This window comes from Oxobacter pfennigii (assembly GCF_001317355.1).
Taxonomy (GTDB): domain Bacteria; phylum Bacillota; class Clostridia; order Clostridiales; family Oxobacteraceae; genus Oxobacter; species Oxobacter pfennigii.
The window spans coordinates 111,096-126,506 of the sequence record NZ_LKET01000032.1 but is presented as its reverse complement, the minus strand read 5'-3'; the positions used below and the strand labels follow the sequence as shown (position 1 = coordinate 126,506).

The following is a 15,411-nucleotide window of genomic DNA, read 5'->3' as shown; positions in this document are numbered from 1 at the left end:
TATGATGGATTAACTACAAAAATCTTTTCATATTATATGGTATAATTCAATTAGCCAATAACAGAAATTGAACGCATTATTCAGAGAATTAAAAGGGAGTGTGCTTACTTAAATGGATATCCGAATAAATGCCGATAGATTTAACGGTTTCGCAGAAACTTATAAAAGCGCACGACCAGCAATGCCATTTTATCCCGTAAAGACAATTATTCGCTATTTAGGGAATACACCGGACCGGATTGTGGATTTAGGATGCGGAACAGGACTATCGACTGTTGTTTGGAGTGACTACTGCAGTCAAATAATCGGCGTTGAACCAAGTACAGATATGATTACCGTTGCCAAAAGAAAGGCAAATAATAAGATTAGCTTTATTAATGCATTTAGCCATGATACCGGAATTGAAAGTGATTCTTCAGATGTGGTTATTTGTTCTCAATCATTTCATTGGATGGAGCCAATAGCAACTTTAACAGAAGTAAACAGAATTTTAAAAGCCGGAGGTGTTTTTGCTACTGTTGATTGTGATTGGCCGCCTGTTTCAATTTGGCAGGCTGATCAAGCATATGACATCCTTTATAAAAAGGTGAGAGAGTTAGAAGAAAAGTTACCTGATGTAAAAGATACATTTATTCGTTACAATAAAGAAGAACATTTATCCAACATAAAAAACAGTTGTTATTTTCGGTATGCAAGAGAAATTGTTTTTTCCAACACAGAACTATGTACGTCGGAACGCTTTATCAATATAATCATCAGCCAGGGTAGCTTACAAGCTATTATTACAAAATACCCAGAATTATTATTAGACGATATTGTCGCTTTCAAGAATAAAATCATCAGGCTTTTTCAAGATGAAATGTTTGAAATCGACTTTTCGTATCGTATGCGCTTAGCTGTGAAATAATTTTCCATGGAAAGCCTTAAAGTACAACTCTTTAAGGCTTTTTTAATGTTATAATAACACTTTTGTTTTTTCACTCCTGATAATCTGATGACAACCTCACATTTTTTATGCATAAAATGCAATTTCTCTTATATTTCTTCGTCTGTATATGCCTAATATCAGTCCTATCACAATCATATTAATAATAAATTGAGTTCCCCCATAGCTTATAAAGGGTAATCCGGTTCCGCCTAAAGGTGCTAATCCTAAAACCATTAGAATATTCCATAAAAATTGTATGGAAAAAACTGCTGCAAAACCACTTAATAATAGTTTGCCGTAATTATTTTTTACTAAACCAACTAATCCGGCTATACGGACTATAAAGGAGATAAACAGTGCTATCAATATGAGTCCTGCAATCCATCCAAAAGTATATACTACATAAGCAAATATAAAATCGGTATGGACTTCCGGTATAACTCCCGGTTTAAATGTAAACCCCTGCCCTAATAAACCTGCAGAATGAAGTACCTTACTTAATTGAATATTGATATATCCGCTTCCAGAAGGGTCTTTGTTCGGATTGAGAAAGATAAAAAACCGTTTTACTCTATATGGCCTGCTGAATATCTGAAATAAAAATATTATAATTTCAGAGCCTATTATACCAAGAATATATTTTAGCTTTGCACCGGACATGATTGCGAGAACTAAAAATGCGGTTGAATATATTAGTATGCTGTCAAGTGAGGGCACTGCCAACATAAGAATAATTGGAAATATGAGCAGCCCCAGGCTGTATAGAATATTTTTGGGTTGATTCCAGTTCCAGTTATCCATTATACCTGACAGTGCAATAACATAAAATAAGAGACATGCTTCTACAGGAATAACAAAAGGACCTATTGAAAACCGTAATAATCCATTTACGGGACGACCAAATAAAATTGAGTATATTATAAATATTGAAGTTATTATATATATGTATTTGGAATATGGTTTTATCTTCTTGTAATCAAAAAAGTACAGACCTACCGCAGCAGCTATTCCTAAAATACTAAATGACAAACTTCTAATAAGTATTGAAGAAGGGTTATAGTAGGATGCACCTTGTGTTGCTATCAAGTAATTAGTTATTATCCCGAAACTTGCAAGCATGAATGTCAGGGCCAATATGCCCCATTCCGGTTTAGACTTGTGAACTTTATTCAATTGATTTCCGACTGTTATAGCGTCACCCATTTGGGCAACTGCTTTATTTATTGAATCAGTTTCGGTAAAACCCTCATTTAAATATTCTTCTGCCAACTCTGTAATGTGGCTTTGTATTTCTAGGCTTATTTCTTTATGAATTTCTTTAAAGCGTACTTGTGAACACACATCGTTTATATATTCCCGGGCTTTATTATTACTACCTAATTCCATACGATCTCCTCCAATAAAACCTTATCTACCGCGCTCTTAAAAGTGAACCATTCCTCTTGCTTTTCCTTAACCTGCAATTTCCCGGCATCCGTAATTTTATAATACTTCCTTTTACGGCTCTCAACTTCATCCCAATAAGATAAGACAAAACCTTCTGCCTCAAGGGAATGTAAAATCGGATAAAGTGTTCCTTCCTTGAAGTTAAAAACACCATCTGACTTCTTATCTATTTCTTTTATAATCTCATAACCGTACATTGGCTTACGGTCAAGTAAAGTTAAGATAAGGATTACAGTGCTTCCCTTAAGCAACTCTTTGTTAACCTTCATAAGTACCACCTCAAATCTATATATTGAATTACTATGCATAGCATATCTATGTATTACTATAGAACTATTCTATTTTAATGTCAATAATGGTTATTAAAATATATAGCGAGATTATTGTCTGTTTTTTCTTTAGCTTGACTTATGGCTTACCATAATATAACATTTTGATATTGAGGTATCTCAAAATCATAAATACATGAATTAAGGCAGGCAATTTGAGAACTTGAAAATTGCCCCGAAAGCCAGACTTTTTCAACTTACAGACTACAACATGAATTTACTGTTTTTGTGTTATACTAAATATAAAAAATGGAGGGATAACAATGGGAAAAGCACTGACTTCTAAAGTTACATGGGTTGGCAAGGTAGATTGGGAATTAAAGAAGTTTCATGGGGACGAATATTCGACATGGAAAGGCTCATCGTATAACTCCTATCTTATAAAGGACGTGAAAAATGTACTGATTGAAACGGTCTGGAAGCCTTTTGACAAGGAGTTTGTCAGCAATCTGCAGAATGAAATCGATTTGAAAGAGATCGACTACATTATTGCAAACCATGCGGAGAGCGATCACAGCGGCGCGCTGCCGGAGCTTATGCGCTATATTCCCGATACGCCCATCTACTGCACGGCCAACGCCGTTAAATCGCTTAAAGGGCATTATCACCATGACTGGAATTTTATCACGGTAAAGACAGGGGATACACTTGAGCTGGGCAGTACAAAGCTGATTTTTGTGGAAGCGCCAATGCTGCATTGGCCGGACAGTATGTTCTGTTATCTTACGGGTGAGAATATACTGTTCTCCAATGATGCCTTCGGACAGCATTACGCCACCGAATCCTTGTACAATGACACGGTGGATACTGCCGAGCTTTACACCGAGGCCATAAAGTATTACGCCAATATACTGAATCCGTTTTCACCGCTGGTTATAAAAAAGATCAATGAGGTGTTAGGCTTAGGGCTGCCGGTGGATATGATCTGCCCAAGCCACGGAGTTATATGGAAGGAAGAGCCTGCGCAGATTATCCAAGCGTATCTGAAATGGGCGGCTTCTTACCAAGAGAATCAAATCAGCATCGTCTACGATACCATGTGGGGCGCAACGCGACGCATGGCAGAGGCCATTGCTGCGGGCATACGCAGTCAGGATATGAGTGTGACGGTGAAGCTTTTTAATGCGGCAAAAGAGGACAAGAATGATATTATCACGGAGATATTCCGCTCAAAAACGGTTCTCATCGGTTCGTCCACCATCAACCGCGGCATCCTGCATTCCATAGGAGGCCTGCTGGAGATGATAAAGGGACTCAAGTTTACAGGAAAGAGCGCGGCGGCATTCGGCAGCTATGGGTGGAGCGGAGAGTCTGTGGGACATATTTCTAAAGCGCTTGCGGACTCCGGTTTCCGTGTGCTTGACGACGGGATTAAAACTCTTTGGGTACCGGATGAAGCTGCCTTGTCCCAATGTGAAGCCTATGGGAAAACCATAGCGGAGGCTTGAATTTAGTTTACAAAAACAAAATAAGCAGTATAATAAGATTCAATTGAATGATATCTTCAGGGCAGGGTTAAATTCCCTACCGGTGGTAAAGCCCACTAGCCGCAAGGCATGATTCGGTGTAACTCCGAAGCCGACAGCATAGTCTGGATGAAAGAAGATAAAGGCCTCAGTGTTTCTGTGTGTATGTGAATCTGCTCTGGAATAATGTTTTATTCCAGAGCTTTTTATTGTAATATAATTGCTTACTATCGACTTGGGATGTCTTATATACCCTGAACGAGATATTATCTCGTTTAGCTTTTTGTTGCTCACCGGAAACCACTTGTTAAGCAAGTGAAAGAAGAGAGACTTAAAGAGGAAGATAAGTTTTTTCTATCGGGAAAAATGGTACAATATTATAAGAGGTTTATGGAGGTACTTATGTCAAAAATAGATAACGGTCTTACAGCATGGGAAACCAATGCAACTTTTTGGGACGAGAGAATGGGGGATGACTCTAATGATTTTCATCGTAATTTGGTCAGACCTTATACAGAAGAGCTGCTTGATATTTGCCAGGGGGAGCTGGTATTGGACATTGCCTGTGGAAACGGGAATTTTTCCGAAAGGTTGGCTGAATGCGGTGCGAAAGTGGTTGCCTTTGACTATAGCGCCAAAATGATTGAGCTGGCGAAAAAACGCCGGGCAGATGTGCTGGATAGGGTGAATTTTTATGTATGTGACGCAACTAATTATGATGAACTTTTAGCACTCGGGCAAGATAAACTTTTTGATAAGGCTGTTGCGAACATGGCAATTATGGATATTTCAGATATTAATCCACTATTTAAAGCAGTACATTTGATGATGAGAACCGGAGGCTCATTTGTTTTTGCAACGCACCATCCCTGTTTTACCTACCCAAATAATAATTACTTCACAAGTCAAATATATCAGGGAGAGGCAATTGCAGGGCAACCAGTCTTACAGAATTATTACCACCGTTCTATTCAGGAAATACTGAACACCGCATTTTTATATAATTTTGTTTTAAGCGGATTTTACGAAGTTCCTTTTCCCGGGCAAGAAATACCTATTATCATGATTGTGAGGTTAGACAAAAAATAAGCAATTTCATGAATTGGAAAATTTCATTTCACTTACCGGTCGGTATAGTTTAATCAAACCGTAGAAATATCTTTCCATCATTAACCTTGACAAAAACAAAATAAGCAGTATAATAAAAGCAATTGAATAATATCTTCAGGGCAGGGTTAAATTCCCTACCGGTGGTAAAGCCCACGAGCCGTAAGGCATGATTCGGTGCAACTCCGAAGCCGACAGTATAGTCTGGATGAAAGAAGATGAAAGCCGCAGTGTTTCTGTGTGTATGTGAATCTGCTCTGGAATAATGTTTTATTCCGGAGTTTTTTATTTGTAATATATGCTGCTTACTCACACTTGCGACGCCTTATATGCCCTGAACGGTTTTGTTCAGGGCATTTTTTAGGAGGTGCTGCATGACTGATATAGAATATATGAAGCTTGCTATAAAGCTTGCAAAGAAGGGCTGCGGATGGGTAAATCCCAATCCCATGGTGGGCGCGGTTATTGTAAAAGACGGTAATGTCATTGGAAAGGGTTATCATCAGAAATACGGAGAGCTCCATGCTGAACGGAATGCCTTCGCAAGCTGCAAAACATCTCCGTCAGGCGCAACCATTTATGTGACACTGGAGCCTTGCTGTCATTATGGCAAAACACCGCCTTGTACCGATGCTATCCTAAATAGCGGTATCCGTCGTGTAGTAATTGGCTCTTGTGACCCTAATCCTTTGGTGGCAGGTAAAGGCATTAAGCTGTTACGTTCCCGGGGAATTGAAGTAACAGAGGGTATTCTAAAGGACGAATGTGATACGCTCAACGAGAGCTTCTTTCACTATATCCAGAGCAAAACGCCCTACGTGATAATGAAGTACGCCATGACCCTGGACGGAAAAATTGCAACACGTACCGGCAAGTCTCAATGGATTACCGGCGAAAGGGCGCGGCAGCGCGTTCATGAGGACCGGCACCGCTATTCTGCCATAATGGTGGGAATCGGCACTGTCCTTTTAGATGATCCAATGCTGACCTGCCGGCTTGATAACAACAGAAATCCCCTGCGTATTGTGTGCGATACCAGACTCAGAATGCCGCTAGCTTCAAGGCTTGTTACTTCGGCAAAGAGTATCGGTACGCTTATTGCTACGGCGGTGCCGGATCAAGAAAAACACCAGCCTTACTTAGAAGCAGGCTGCGATATTATGGTACTCCCTTTAAAAGACGGGCATATTGACCTTAATTGCTTGATGATAAGGCTGGGTGAGAGAAAAATTGACAGCATTCTTTTAGAAGGCGGCAGTACGCTGAACTGGTCTGCGCTTAAAAGCGGAATCGTCAACAAGGTACAGGCATATATTGCCCCTAAAATGTTTGGGGGAAGCGGACAAACCCCGGTATCAGGCTTGGGAGTGGATTGCCCTGATGAGGCTTTCAAATTGAGCAAACCAACTGTTATACGGGTAGGCGAGGATATTTTATTGGAAAGCGAGGTGATAGGGTGTTCACAGGAATCATAGAAGAAATCGGAAAAATGGAAAGTATACGAAAAGGTGCTCAGTCTTTTGTTATCTCAGTTCAGGCAAAGAAAATAATGGAGGATGTCCGCATTGGAGACAGTATCGCTGTCAACGGTGTCTGCCTCACAGTCACATCCTTTTCTCCAAGGGGCTTTACTGCCGACGTGATGCACGAAACCTTAAACCGTTCTTCTCTCGGAAACTTGCGCAGGGGAAGTTTGGTCAATCTGGAACGGGCCATGTCCATAAACGGCAGATTCGGCGGGCATATTGTCACAGGTCATATCGATGGTACCGGAACGGTTTCTGCCATTGAGAAAGATGATATCGCTATTTTGTACACTATAAAAACCAGCTCCAAAATTCTGCGGTATATAATTGAAAAAGGTTCGATTGCTATCGATGGAATCAGCCTGACGGTGGCTAAAGTATATAAGGACAGTTTCAGTGTTTCTGTCATACCACATACGGCGGTAATGACAATTTTATCCGATAAGCATATTGGAGATACAGTCAATCTGGAGAACGACTGTATTGGCAAATACGTTGAACGGCTGATGGAAGCCCAGCCGTTAAAAAACAATATTACAGCTGACTTTCTTGCGAAATGCGGCTTTTAGGAGGAATCAAAATGTTTCAATTTAACACCATAGAGGAAGCACTGGAAGATCTTCGTCAAGGGAAAATCATCCTGGTTACAGACGATGAAGACAGGGAAAACGAAGGAGATTTTATTTGCGCCGCCCAGTTTGCCACTACTGAAAATGTGAATTTTATGGCCGTACATGGCAAGGGTCTTATTTGTATGCCAATGAGCACAGAGCTTTGTAAAAAGTTGAAATTTCCTCAGATGGTCTCTGATAACAGTGACAATCATGAAACGGCATTTACTGTTTCTATAGATCATGCTAACACTACTACTGGTATTTCGGCGGCAGAGCGCAGCCTCACCGCTATGAAATGCGTGGAAGGCGATGCAAAACCCGAGGATTTCCGTCGCCCCGGTCACATGTTCCCTTTGATGGCAAAGAAAAACGGAGTGTTGGAGAGAAACGGACATACCGAGGCCACAGTGGATCTGATGAGACTGGCCGGCTTAAAGGAATGCGGTCTGTGCTGCGAGATCATGGGGGAGGACGGAACCATGATGCGTACACCAGAATTAATAGCACTGGCGCAGCAATGGAATATGAAATTTATTACAATTAAAGCCTTACAGGAATACAGGAAAAGAAATGGCAAGCTAGTAGAGCAGATTACCTGTGCCGATCTTCCGACGAAATACGGTGATTTCAAGGTTTATGGATACATCAGTAAGCTCAATGGCGAGCATCATGTGGCGTTGGTCAAAGGTGAGATCGGCGACGGTCAAAATCTTTTGTGCCGCGTTCATTCCGAGTGCCTTACCGGTGATGCTTTCGGCTCCGTCCGCTGTGACTGCGGTCAGCAGTTCGCGGCAGCAATGACACAAATTGAGGATGAAGGTCGGGGGGTCTTACTGTATATGCGCCAGGAAGGCCGCGGTATTGGATTGATTAATAAATTGCGTGCCTATAAGCTTCAGGATCAGGGAATGGATACTTTGGAGGCTAATCTTGCCCTTGGTTTTGAGGGAGATATGAGGGAGTACTTTATCGGTGCTCAGATTCTGCGTGATCTTGGAGTAAAAACATTGCGCCTGCTCACCAACAACCCGGATAAAATCTATCAGCTTTCAGGTTTTGGCATGGAGATTACAGAGAGGATTCCCATACAGATGGATGCTACTACACAGGATCTATTTTATCTTAAGACCAAGCAGGAAAAAATGGGCCATATTTTGGACTATTAATATAAAATTGGAGGAGATGTTGAAATGAGAACCTTTGAAGGAAAACTCGTATCCAGGAATATTAAAATCGGCATTGTTGCCGCACGTTTCAATGAATTTATAACAGCTAAACTGATAAGCGGTGCCTTAGACGGACTGAAGCGCCATGAGGTCAATGAGAACAGCATAGACATTGCGTGGGTTCCCGGAGCCTTTGAAATTCCGCTGATCGCATCTAAAATGGCGAAAAGCGGGAAATACGACGCTGTTATATGCCTTGGTGCGGTCATCCGCGGCAGCACAACCCACTATGATTATGTATGCAGTGAGGTGTCCAAGGGCATTGCCAGTGTATCTTTAAACAGCAATATTCCCGTTATGTTTGGAGTGCTGACCACGGAAAATATAGAACAGGCCATTGAGCGGGCAGGCAGCAAGGCGGGCAATAAGGGCTTTGACTGCGCTGTTGGAGCCATTGAAATGGTCAATCTGATTCGTGAAATCGAAGCGTAATACGGCTGGTTTTTAATTTTATATGCCTAGGATTTACGGTTGATACTTGTATAAATGATTAAGTGAGGCAGAACACAGCAGCCATTAATGCTATTATTATGACATGGAAGTGTTCCGCTTTTACCAAAAACGGAGCTTAGATGTGGCAAGGTTTTATCGTAATGCATTGGACATTTCGAGAAAAATGAAACCGGAGATTCCATTATCAGGAGACAATAACAGTCCCCTCAGACATGAAATTGAATTTGAAATGAATTTGGCAGATGATATTTAAAGGCTGACCGTTATATTGTAACGGGCAGATCAGAGAAGGGAAAAATCCGGATTGAGAATCCGGATTTTTATAATATGATACAGATTAAACCGCCGCCGCCTTCATTGACTATTTTCTGTACGGTCCTCTGGAGCTTTGACTGTACGTCTTCAGGCATCTTAAAGAGCTTGCTCTGTAATCCTTCCTTGACTAATTCTTCTAAAGTCTTGCCGAACATATTTGACTGCCATAATTTTGCCGGATCGCTTTCAAACTGCTCAAGCAGTGATTTAACCAAATCTTCACCTTGCTTTTCCGTCCCTACAACAGGGGACACTTCAGTTTCAATGTCAGCCCTAATCATATGAAGAGAAGGAGCGGATGCCCTAAGCTTGACGCCGAATTTTCCTCCCTGTTTGACAATTTCAGGCTCTTCTAATTTAAGCTCATCCATTTGAGGAGGAACTAACCCGTATCCGGTTTCGCGAACATCTTTTAAGGCATCTGCAATCCTGTCATATTCATGCTTTGCAATTGAAAGATCCTTCATAAGTCCTAAGAGGTGCCGTTCACCGTCTATCTTATAACCGCAAAATTCTCCCAATACCTGGTAGAAAAGGCCGTCCTTGGTCCTGATATTGACATCGGCAATACCTTCACCGGGCTTTAAATCCTGTATTTCAACATCACCGATAAAATCATATTCATTGAACTTTTCGATGACAGGCTTAATATCCCTCAGCTTATATAAATCCTTTGCAGCAAATTTAACTGAATCAAGGAAATCTCTTTTGAGCCAGTGGTCCATTTCAAGCACATCAACCCAGTCGGGCAGGTCGATGTTGATTTCCTTAATGGGGAATTCAAACAAAACATTTTCCAGAAGATTATCGATATCTTCTACTCTCATCTGCATGACATCAACAGCCTGAACAGGAATATCATACTTCTCTTCAAGGCTCTTTTTTAAGGTTATGGTATCGGGGTTATCAGGATGCATGGAATTCAGTATCATGACAAATGGCTTATTTAAATATTTAAGCTCTTTTATAACCCTTTCTTCGGCGTCTAAGTAATTTTCTCTGGGGATATCCGTTATTGAACCATCGGTTGTAACCACAATTCCTATGGTGGAGTGGTCATTTATAACCTTTCTGGTTCCAAGCTCCGCTGCCTGCTCAAAGGGTATCTGGTAGTCAAACCAGGGGGTGGTGACCATTCTTGGGGCACTTCCCTCCAAGTATCCCAATGCATCCTTGACAAGATATCCAACGCAGTCCACCATTCTTATTTTAAGCTTTGCATTGTCTTTAATCTTTATTTCAACTGCCTCATTGGGTACAAATTTAGGCTCTGTAGTCATTATTGTCCTGCCTGCTGCACTTTGAGGAAGTTCATCTTTGGCTCTTTCCTTTTTATAATTATTATCTATGTTGGGTATTACTAAAAGGTCCATGAATCTTTTAATAAATGTAGACTTGCCTGTCCTTACAGGACCTACGACCCCCACGTATATGTCACCTTGAGTTCTTACTGCAATGTCCTTATATAAATCAAATTCTTCCATTTTTCCCCTCCTTTATAAAGATACATATAATATTAACAGTATATATATATGAGGGGTTGTTTATATTATTACAAAAAAGAAATTGAATAAAATCAAAATTTTAAGCATGTAAAATTTTATAAGGAGCCATCTGAATTACCTTTGAATTTCTTCAAAATTAAATATAAATTGATATGCAGGAATATGTTTTTTCATGTAGAAATATATAGGAAACATGGTGGATTTCTTTGTTTTTAAGATTTTGTCCAATGACTAAATGATGAGCTACATTTAATAGGGGGAAATTTTATTATGGCAGATGGATTTGTAAATAAAATACTTAATATATTCGGACTGGGTAATGAAGAGGATTTAACCCGGGAAATTGATAATGAATTAGCCGAGAATAAAATACATATTATTTCAAAACCTAATATGGGCATTGTGCCGGATGCGAGAGAGATTGACATCACAAATATTGAGATAATGAAGATTCATGATTTTGATGAAATCAAAAATGTTATAAATCAATTGAAGAAAAGAAAAATCGTCATTGTTAATTTAAAGGATGTGAATGTTGCAGCAGCTCAGCGCTGCGTGGATTTTGCATGCGGTGCAATAGAAGCGGTAGGCGGGGATATAAAAGAAATATCTCATATGATTTTGCTCCTTACTCCAGATGATGTATATGTTTCTTCAGAGCTTAAAAATGAGCTTTCTAGGCAGGGATTTTTTTAAAAAAATGAAGGAAAATACAGGTTTGTGGAGAATTAATATAATGTAATTTATGGCTATTTTATTATAATTATGTACTGTTGCTATTTTCATGAAACCTAAGTTTGCATATTTTATAGGAGGTTTGGTTTTAATGACTATAAGTGAGAATTTATTCTCCATAAAGAAAAGGATTGACAGTGCATTACTAAGAGCCGGACGTAAAGGGGAAGACGTTAAATTAATAGCTGTTACAAAGACTATGAGCGTCGATAAGATCAGCGAAACTCTAAGTTGCGGGGTACATGTTTTCGGAGAAAACAAGGTACAGGAACTGGTAGACAAATACCCTAAACTTGCAGGAGAAATAGAATGGCATCTTATTGGCCATTTGCAAACCAATAAGGTCAAATATATAGCCGACAAGGTTTCCATGATTCATTCTGTTGACAGCGTCAAGTTGGCCCAGGAAATTGACAAGCGATTTGGTGCTATAAAAAAAGTCATAGATATCCTTGTTGAGGTTAATATAGACAGGGAAGAAAGCAAGCATGGAGTTGACCCGAATAGTGTAATGGAGTTTATAAATTCTATAAATACATATGAAAATCTTAAAATCTGCGGACTTATGACTGTTGCACCTATGGCTGAAAACCCGGAAGATGCAAGAATATATTTTAAGAGGATGAAAGAGATTTTCGAAGATATAAAGAAAAGTAACATAGATAATATTGACATGAAGTACCTTTCAATGGGAATGACAAATGATTTTGAGACAGCAATTGAAGAAGGTGCTAACATTATAAGGATCGGATCGGGGATTTTTGGACCGAGAAATTATTAATATCAGGGAGGATAAAATATGGGAAACAATTTTATTAATAAAGTATTGGATGTTTTCGGGATGGGTGATGAAATAGAAAGAATTGATGAAGAAGAAATCAATTCTGCCGAAAGCGAACAGTTAGAGGTTATTTCAAACAATAAAAGAGGAAAAGTAGTAAGCATTCACTCTACTTCAAATGCAAAGGTTGTTATCGTACAGCCCACACAATATGAAGAAATTACAAATATATGCGACTGTCTCAAAAACAGAAAGATAGTACTGGCAAACTTGCAAAAGCTGGACCCAAAACTTGCCCAGAGATTTGTCGATTTTGCCAGCGGTGCGGCCTATGCATTAGATGGCAGTATTCAGGAAATATCGCCTGGAATATTGCTTTTAACTCCTAATAATGTAGATGTTTCTTCAGATTTCAAGGAAGAACTATCAGCAAAAAATATATTTTCCTGGGCGGACAGGTGATCATTTGATTGAATAAAAAAGACGAGATATTGAACAGCATAAAAAGCGGCGAAGATAAAATTCTTGCCGTAAAGATAATAGATAATATCGAGCAGGTTCAAAGATATTTCGAACCACGGTTTACAGACTTTTTAGATCCTGCGCAAGTCATGAAGGCTTCGGCAATAATTAAAAAAATAGGACATGTTAATTATGAGATAACCGGCGGGATAGCAAATTCAGAGAGAAGTATGTTGGTTATTTACCCCGGGGGTATGGATTTTCAATACATAAAATTGCCTATCAGTGCTTTATACTTTAGGGGCAACACAAAGTTTGAAAAGCTTGAACACAGGGATATATTGGGAGCTTTAATGAGTCTGGGCATAAAAAGGGACAAGATAGGCGATATCATTTTAAGCGAAGACCTCAATTATATTTTAGTTTCAGAGGACATAAGCAATTATATTAAAATAAATCTCACAAAGATAAAGCATGTGGGAGTGTCAGCAGAATATGCCGACTTGAAAAACGTTCCTCAAAGGGAACAGAATTTTAAAGTGATAGCTGCAAATGTGGCATCATTGAGATTGGATGCAGTGCTTAGCGCCGGTTTCGGCGAATCAAGAAGCAGCATTGCAAAGGAAATTGTGTCTCAGAAAGTAAAGGTTAACTTCGAGGAGGTAACAGACTTAAACCGTTTGATAAAGACAGGAGATGTAATTTCTCTCAAGGGAAGAGGCCGTATCGTATTAGAGAGAATAGGCAGCAAAACCAAAAAGGACAGGATAAATATTATAATAAAAAAAATAATTTAATACGGAGGTGCAATCTATGGGTATAACCCCAATGGAAATAAATAATAAAGAGTTTAAGCGCTCATTCCGCGGATATGATATTGATGAGGTGGATGATTTTCTTGAGCAGGTGGTAGATGATTATGAAAAGCTGTATAAAGAAAACACTGCATTAAGAGAAAAGATTAATTCATTATCTGAAAAACTAGAGCATTATACAAAAATCGAAGCTACGCTGCAAAATACATTGGTTCTTGCCCAGGGTGCAGCCGATCAGGCCAAGAATAATTCGCAAAAAGAGGCGGAACTGATTATAAAAAATTCAAATGATACAGCTCAAAAGATAATCGATCAGGCTCATACAGAGGTTGTGAGGATTAACGGAGAATATGAAAGAATCAAGCAGGAATTCCAGCTCTTTAAATCAAGATATAAGACCTTCATACAGACTCAGCTGGATTTGCTAAGCGACATAGATACGTTAGGGAATGATACAAAAAGCATGGCAGCCAGCGAATTATCAAGCAAGAGCAATGATTTGCACAATGTACTTAACGAATATTCAATGAAATTGGCTGATGGAGAATTAAGCGCTGTTGCTTCCGAGGAAGAAGAGACAGCAGGCAGCATTGAAGAAGCTGTTGAATTAGCAGCAAAATTAAGTGGAACAAGCTCCAGCTTCGATGATTTCGACGATAACGATTGATGGTACATATTAAAAAATTCGCCCATAGGGCGTTTTTTTCTTTTAAATCACAGATAAATGTTATACTATAAATATTAAACAATGAAATTATTACTTTGTGAAAAGTCCAGCGGTAATATGTCAATATCCAACTGGAAATAAATTTTGAAATATTAGCGATATTTGACTGTTTTTGATTATAAAAAGATGCAGTTAATAGACCTACCAAATTCAGTTGTAAAATATGGTAGGATATGGAATGCCAACTGGGAATTATTTATCCAAGCACCTGATTTACAGACTCTGTAACCGTTTTAGGGAGACGGTACGAGCTTCTTGCTGCCTTTTGAACAGCGGCAGCAATTTCATCGGGGTTTTGAAAATGGCCTTTACCTTTTTCGTTGATGAATTCAGCTAACTCTTCAACCGGCATATAAGCAATCTCATCCACCGAGAGGAATTCTTCGATGAGACTGCTTGAAGTAGCTCCAAACTTGTTTGAGAAAATCTTCTCTTGGGCAAGAGAAGAGAATTTCAAAAACAGGTTATTGAGGAACCAGTTTTTCTCCCTTGCAAGGTTCTGCGCAGTGTGGAATCTTGCCCTCGTAAGCTTTTGAAGGGCTTTGTATCTATCATCCATATAGACATCCTTGTTTATTCGACCGAATCTTAGATGTTCAGCAATAATCCATGCATCTATATCGTCGGTTTTAGGAAGGTCAGGGTAAAACATTTTAAACTTGTTTACCTGAGTTGGATTAAGTACATGTATCTTGGTATTGAATCTATTAACAGAGGTATCTTGTTTTAGGAAGTAAACAAGAGGATCACCATAGACAGAAGTAGATTCAAGGCCAATGACAAGGGAATCAAAGTTGCTCTTTTCCATAATCCCGGTAACCTTTTGAGAGAGGGTTTTGGCACCTGGGACGGAATTAGGGACAACAAATTTAGAAAGACTGGTTCCATCAGGATGGAGGATACGGACTTTGTTGTCATTAAGGCTGACATCAATACCAACCAGTAATGAATTTGACAATTGATACACCTCCTTCTT

At 39.3% G+C, this 15,411-nt stretch carries 16 protein-coding genes and 2 riboswitches; of the genes, 12 read left to right on the top strand and 4 right to left on the bottom strand.

All coding sequences use genetic code 11. From position 1 onward, the window contains the following. Positions 1-112: 112 nt before the first annotated feature. Complete coding sequence (locus OXPF_RS10775) at positions 113-907, top strand: class I SAM-dependent methyltransferase (protein ID WP_054875217.1); 795 nt, start codon at positions 113-115, stop codon at positions 905-907. A gap of 105 nt (positions 908-1,012) precedes the next feature. Here the strand turns inward: OXPF_RS10775 and OXPF_RS10770 are convergent, their stop codons facing one another. Both OXPF_RS10770 and OXPF_RS10765 read right to left on the bottom strand, forming a co-directional pair. Further along, entirely contained in the window at positions 1,013-2,314 is a 1,302-nt protein-coding gene (locus OXPF_RS10770) for an FtsW/RodA/SpoVE family cell cycle protein (RefSeq protein ID WP_054875216.1), read from the bottom strand. Continuing rightward, positions 2,305-2,643: a PadR family transcriptional regulator gene (locus OXPF_RS10765; protein WP_054875215.1), complete on the bottom strand. Its 339-nt coding sequence runs from the start codon at positions 2,641-2,643 to the stop codon at positions 2,305-2,307. Before OXPF_RS10765 ends, OXPF_RS10770 begins: the two co-directional genes overlap by 10 nt. 323 nt (positions 2,644-2,966) lie before the next feature. Here OXPF_RS10765 and OXPF_RS10760 point away from each other — a divergent pair, with 323 nt between their 5' ends. From OXPF_RS10760 to ribH, 6 genes are all read left to right on the top strand, one after another. Continuing rightward, the gene (locus tag OXPF_RS10760; RefSeq protein WP_054875214.1) at positions 2,967-4,151 is read left to right on the top strand and encodes an anaerobic nitric oxide reductase flavorubredoxin; all 1,185 of its coding nucleotides are present in this window, start codon (positions 2,967-2,969) and stop codon (positions 4,149-4,151) included. A 48-nt stretch (positions 4,152-4,199) separates the two neighbouring features. Beyond that, a riboswitch (FMN riboswitch) is annotated at positions 4,200-4,314 on the top strand. A gap of 257 nt (positions 4,315-4,571) precedes the next feature. After that, positions 4,572-5,258 carry a class I SAM-dependent methyltransferase gene (locus OXPF_RS10750; RefSeq protein WP_054875212.1) on the top strand — a complete coding sequence of 229 codons (687 nt, stop codon included), beginning with the start codon at positions 4,572-4,574 and terminating at the stop codon, positions 5,256-5,258. 127 nt (positions 5,259-5,385) lie between these two features. After that, positions 5,386-5,500, top strand: a riboswitch (FMN riboswitch). 150 nt (positions 5,501-5,650) lie between these two features. Then, positions 5,651-6,751 (top strand): bifunctional diaminohydroxyphosphoribosylaminopyrimidine deaminase/5-amino-6-(5-phosphoribosylamino)uracil reductase RibD, encoded by a 1,101-nt coding sequence (gene ribD / locus OXPF_RS10740; RefSeq protein ID WP_054875210.1) that lies wholly within the window; start codon positions 5,651-5,653, stop codon positions 6,749-6,751. Beyond that, complete coding sequence (locus tag OXPF_RS10735; RefSeq protein WP_054875209.1) at positions 6,733-7,371, top strand: riboflavin synthase; 639 nt, start codon at positions 6,733-6,735, stop codon at positions 7,369-7,371. Before ribD ends, OXPF_RS10735 begins: the two co-directional genes overlap by 19 nt. Before the next feature lie 11 nt (positions 7,372-7,382). After that, complete coding sequence (locus tag OXPF_RS10730) at positions 7,383-8,582, top strand: bifunctional 3,4-dihydroxy-2-butanone-4-phosphate synthase/GTP cyclohydrolase II (RefSeq protein WP_054875208.1); 1,200 nt, start codon at positions 7,383-7,385, stop codon at positions 8,580-8,582. A 24-nt stretch (positions 8,583-8,606) separates the two neighbouring features. Continuing rightward, on the top strand, positions 8,607-9,074 hold the full coding sequence (ribH, locus tag OXPF_RS10725) for a 6,7-dimethyl-8-ribityllumazine synthase (protein WP_054875207.1): 468 nt from the start codon (positions 8,607-8,609) through the stop codon (positions 9,072-9,074). 341 nt (positions 9,075-9,415) lie between these two features. On the opposite strand, the gene spoIVA is transcribed toward ribH, so the two are convergent. After that, positions 9,416-10,894, bottom strand: a complete 1,479-nt coding sequence (spoIVA, locus tag OXPF_RS10720; protein WP_054875206.1) for a stage IV sporulation protein A — start codon at positions 10,892-10,894, stop codon at positions 9,416-9,418. Positions 10,895-11,185: 291 nt separating this feature from the next. On the opposite strand from spoIVA, the gene OXPF_RS10715 reads away from it, so the two are divergent. From OXPF_RS10715 to OXPF_RS10695, 5 genes are all read left to right on the top strand, one after another. Next, complete coding sequence (locus tag OXPF_RS10715; RefSeq protein ID WP_054875205.1) at positions 11,186-11,611, top strand: cell division protein SepF; 426 nt, start codon at positions 11,186-11,188, stop codon at positions 11,609-11,611. Between the two features lie 130 nt (positions 11,612-11,741). Next, on the top strand, positions 11,742-12,431 hold the full coding sequence (locus OXPF_RS10710) for a YggS family pyridoxal phosphate-dependent enzyme (protein ID WP_054875204.1): 690 nt from the start codon (positions 11,742-11,744) through the stop codon (positions 12,429-12,431). Between the two features lie 18 nt (positions 12,432-12,449). Beyond that, positions 12,450-12,893 carry a cell division protein SepF gene (locus OXPF_RS10705; RefSeq protein WP_054875203.1) on the top strand — a complete coding sequence of 148 codons (444 nt, stop codon included), beginning with the start codon at positions 12,450-12,452 and terminating at the stop codon, positions 12,891-12,893. An 8-nt stretch (positions 12,894-12,901) separates the two neighbouring features. Continuing rightward, positions 12,902-13,690 carry a YlmH family RNA-binding protein gene (locus tag OXPF_RS10700; RefSeq protein ID WP_054875202.1) on the top strand — a complete coding sequence of 263 codons (789 nt, stop codon included), beginning with the start codon at positions 12,902-12,904 and terminating at the stop codon, positions 13,688-13,690. A gap of 16 nt (positions 13,691-13,706) precedes the next feature. After that, positions 13,707-14,375: a DivIVA domain-containing protein gene (locus OXPF_RS10695; protein WP_054875201.1), complete on the top strand. Its 669-nt coding sequence runs from the start codon at positions 13,707-13,709 to the stop codon at positions 14,373-14,375. Positions 14,376-14,631: 256 nt separating this feature from the next. Here OXPF_RS10695 and OXPF_RS10690 read toward each other — a convergent pair whose 3' ends face one another. Beyond that, the gene (locus OXPF_RS10690; RefSeq protein WP_242854390.1) at positions 14,632-15,393 is read right to left on the bottom strand and encodes an IS110 family transposase; all 762 of its coding nucleotides are present in this window, start codon (positions 15,391-15,393) and stop codon (positions 14,632-14,634) included. Between the last annotated feature and the right edge of the window lie 18 nt (positions 15,394-15,411).

Coding starts and splice junctions, on each gene's coding strand:
- spoIVA (WP_054875206.1), bottom strand. CDS start 10,894: ATGGAAGAATTTGATTTATATAAGGACATTGCAGTAAGAACTCAAGGT.
- OXPF_RS10730 (WP_054875208.1), top strand. CDS start 7,383: ATGTTTCAATTTAACACCATAGAGGAAGCACTGGAAGATCTTCGTCAA.
- OXPF_RS10770 (WP_054875216.1), bottom strand. CDS start 2,314: ATGGAATTAGGTAGTAATAATAAAGCCCGGGAATATATAAACGATGTG.
- OXPF_RS10760 (WP_054875214.1), top strand. CDS start 2,967: ATGGGAAAAGCACTGACTTCTAAAGTTACATGGGTTGGCAAGGTAGAT.
- OXPF_RS10750 (WP_054875212.1), top strand. CDS start 4,572: ATGTCAAAAATAGATAACGGTCTTACAGCATGGGAAACCAATGCAACT.
- OXPF_RS10765 (WP_054875215.1), bottom strand. CDS start 2,643: ATGAAGGTTAACAAAGAGTTGCTTAAGGGAAGCACTGTAATCCTTATC.
- OXPF_RS10775 (WP_054875217.1), top strand. CDS start 113: ATGGATATCCGAATAAATGCCGATAGATTTAACGGTTTCGCAGAAACT.
- OXPF_RS10715 (WP_054875205.1), top strand. CDS start 11,186: ATGGCAGATGGATTTGTAAATAAAATACTTAATATATTCGGACTGGGT.
- OXPF_RS10710 (WP_054875204.1), top strand. CDS start 11,742: ATGACTATAAGTGAGAATTTATTCTCCATAAAGAAAAGGATTGACAGT.
- ribD (WP_054875210.1), top strand. CDS start 5,651: ATGACTGATATAGAATATATGAAGCTTGCTATAAAGCTTGCAAAGAAG.
- ribH (WP_054875207.1), top strand. CDS start 8,607: ATGAGAACCTTTGAAGGAAAACTCGTATCCAGGAATATTAAAATCGGC.
- OXPF_RS10695 (WP_054875201.1), top strand. CDS start 13,707: ATGGGTATAACCCCAATGGAAATAAATAATAAAGAGTTTAAGCGCTCA.
- OXPF_RS10705 (WP_054875203.1), top strand. CDS start 12,450: ATGGGAAACAATTTTATTAATAAAGTATTGGATGTTTTCGGGATGGGT.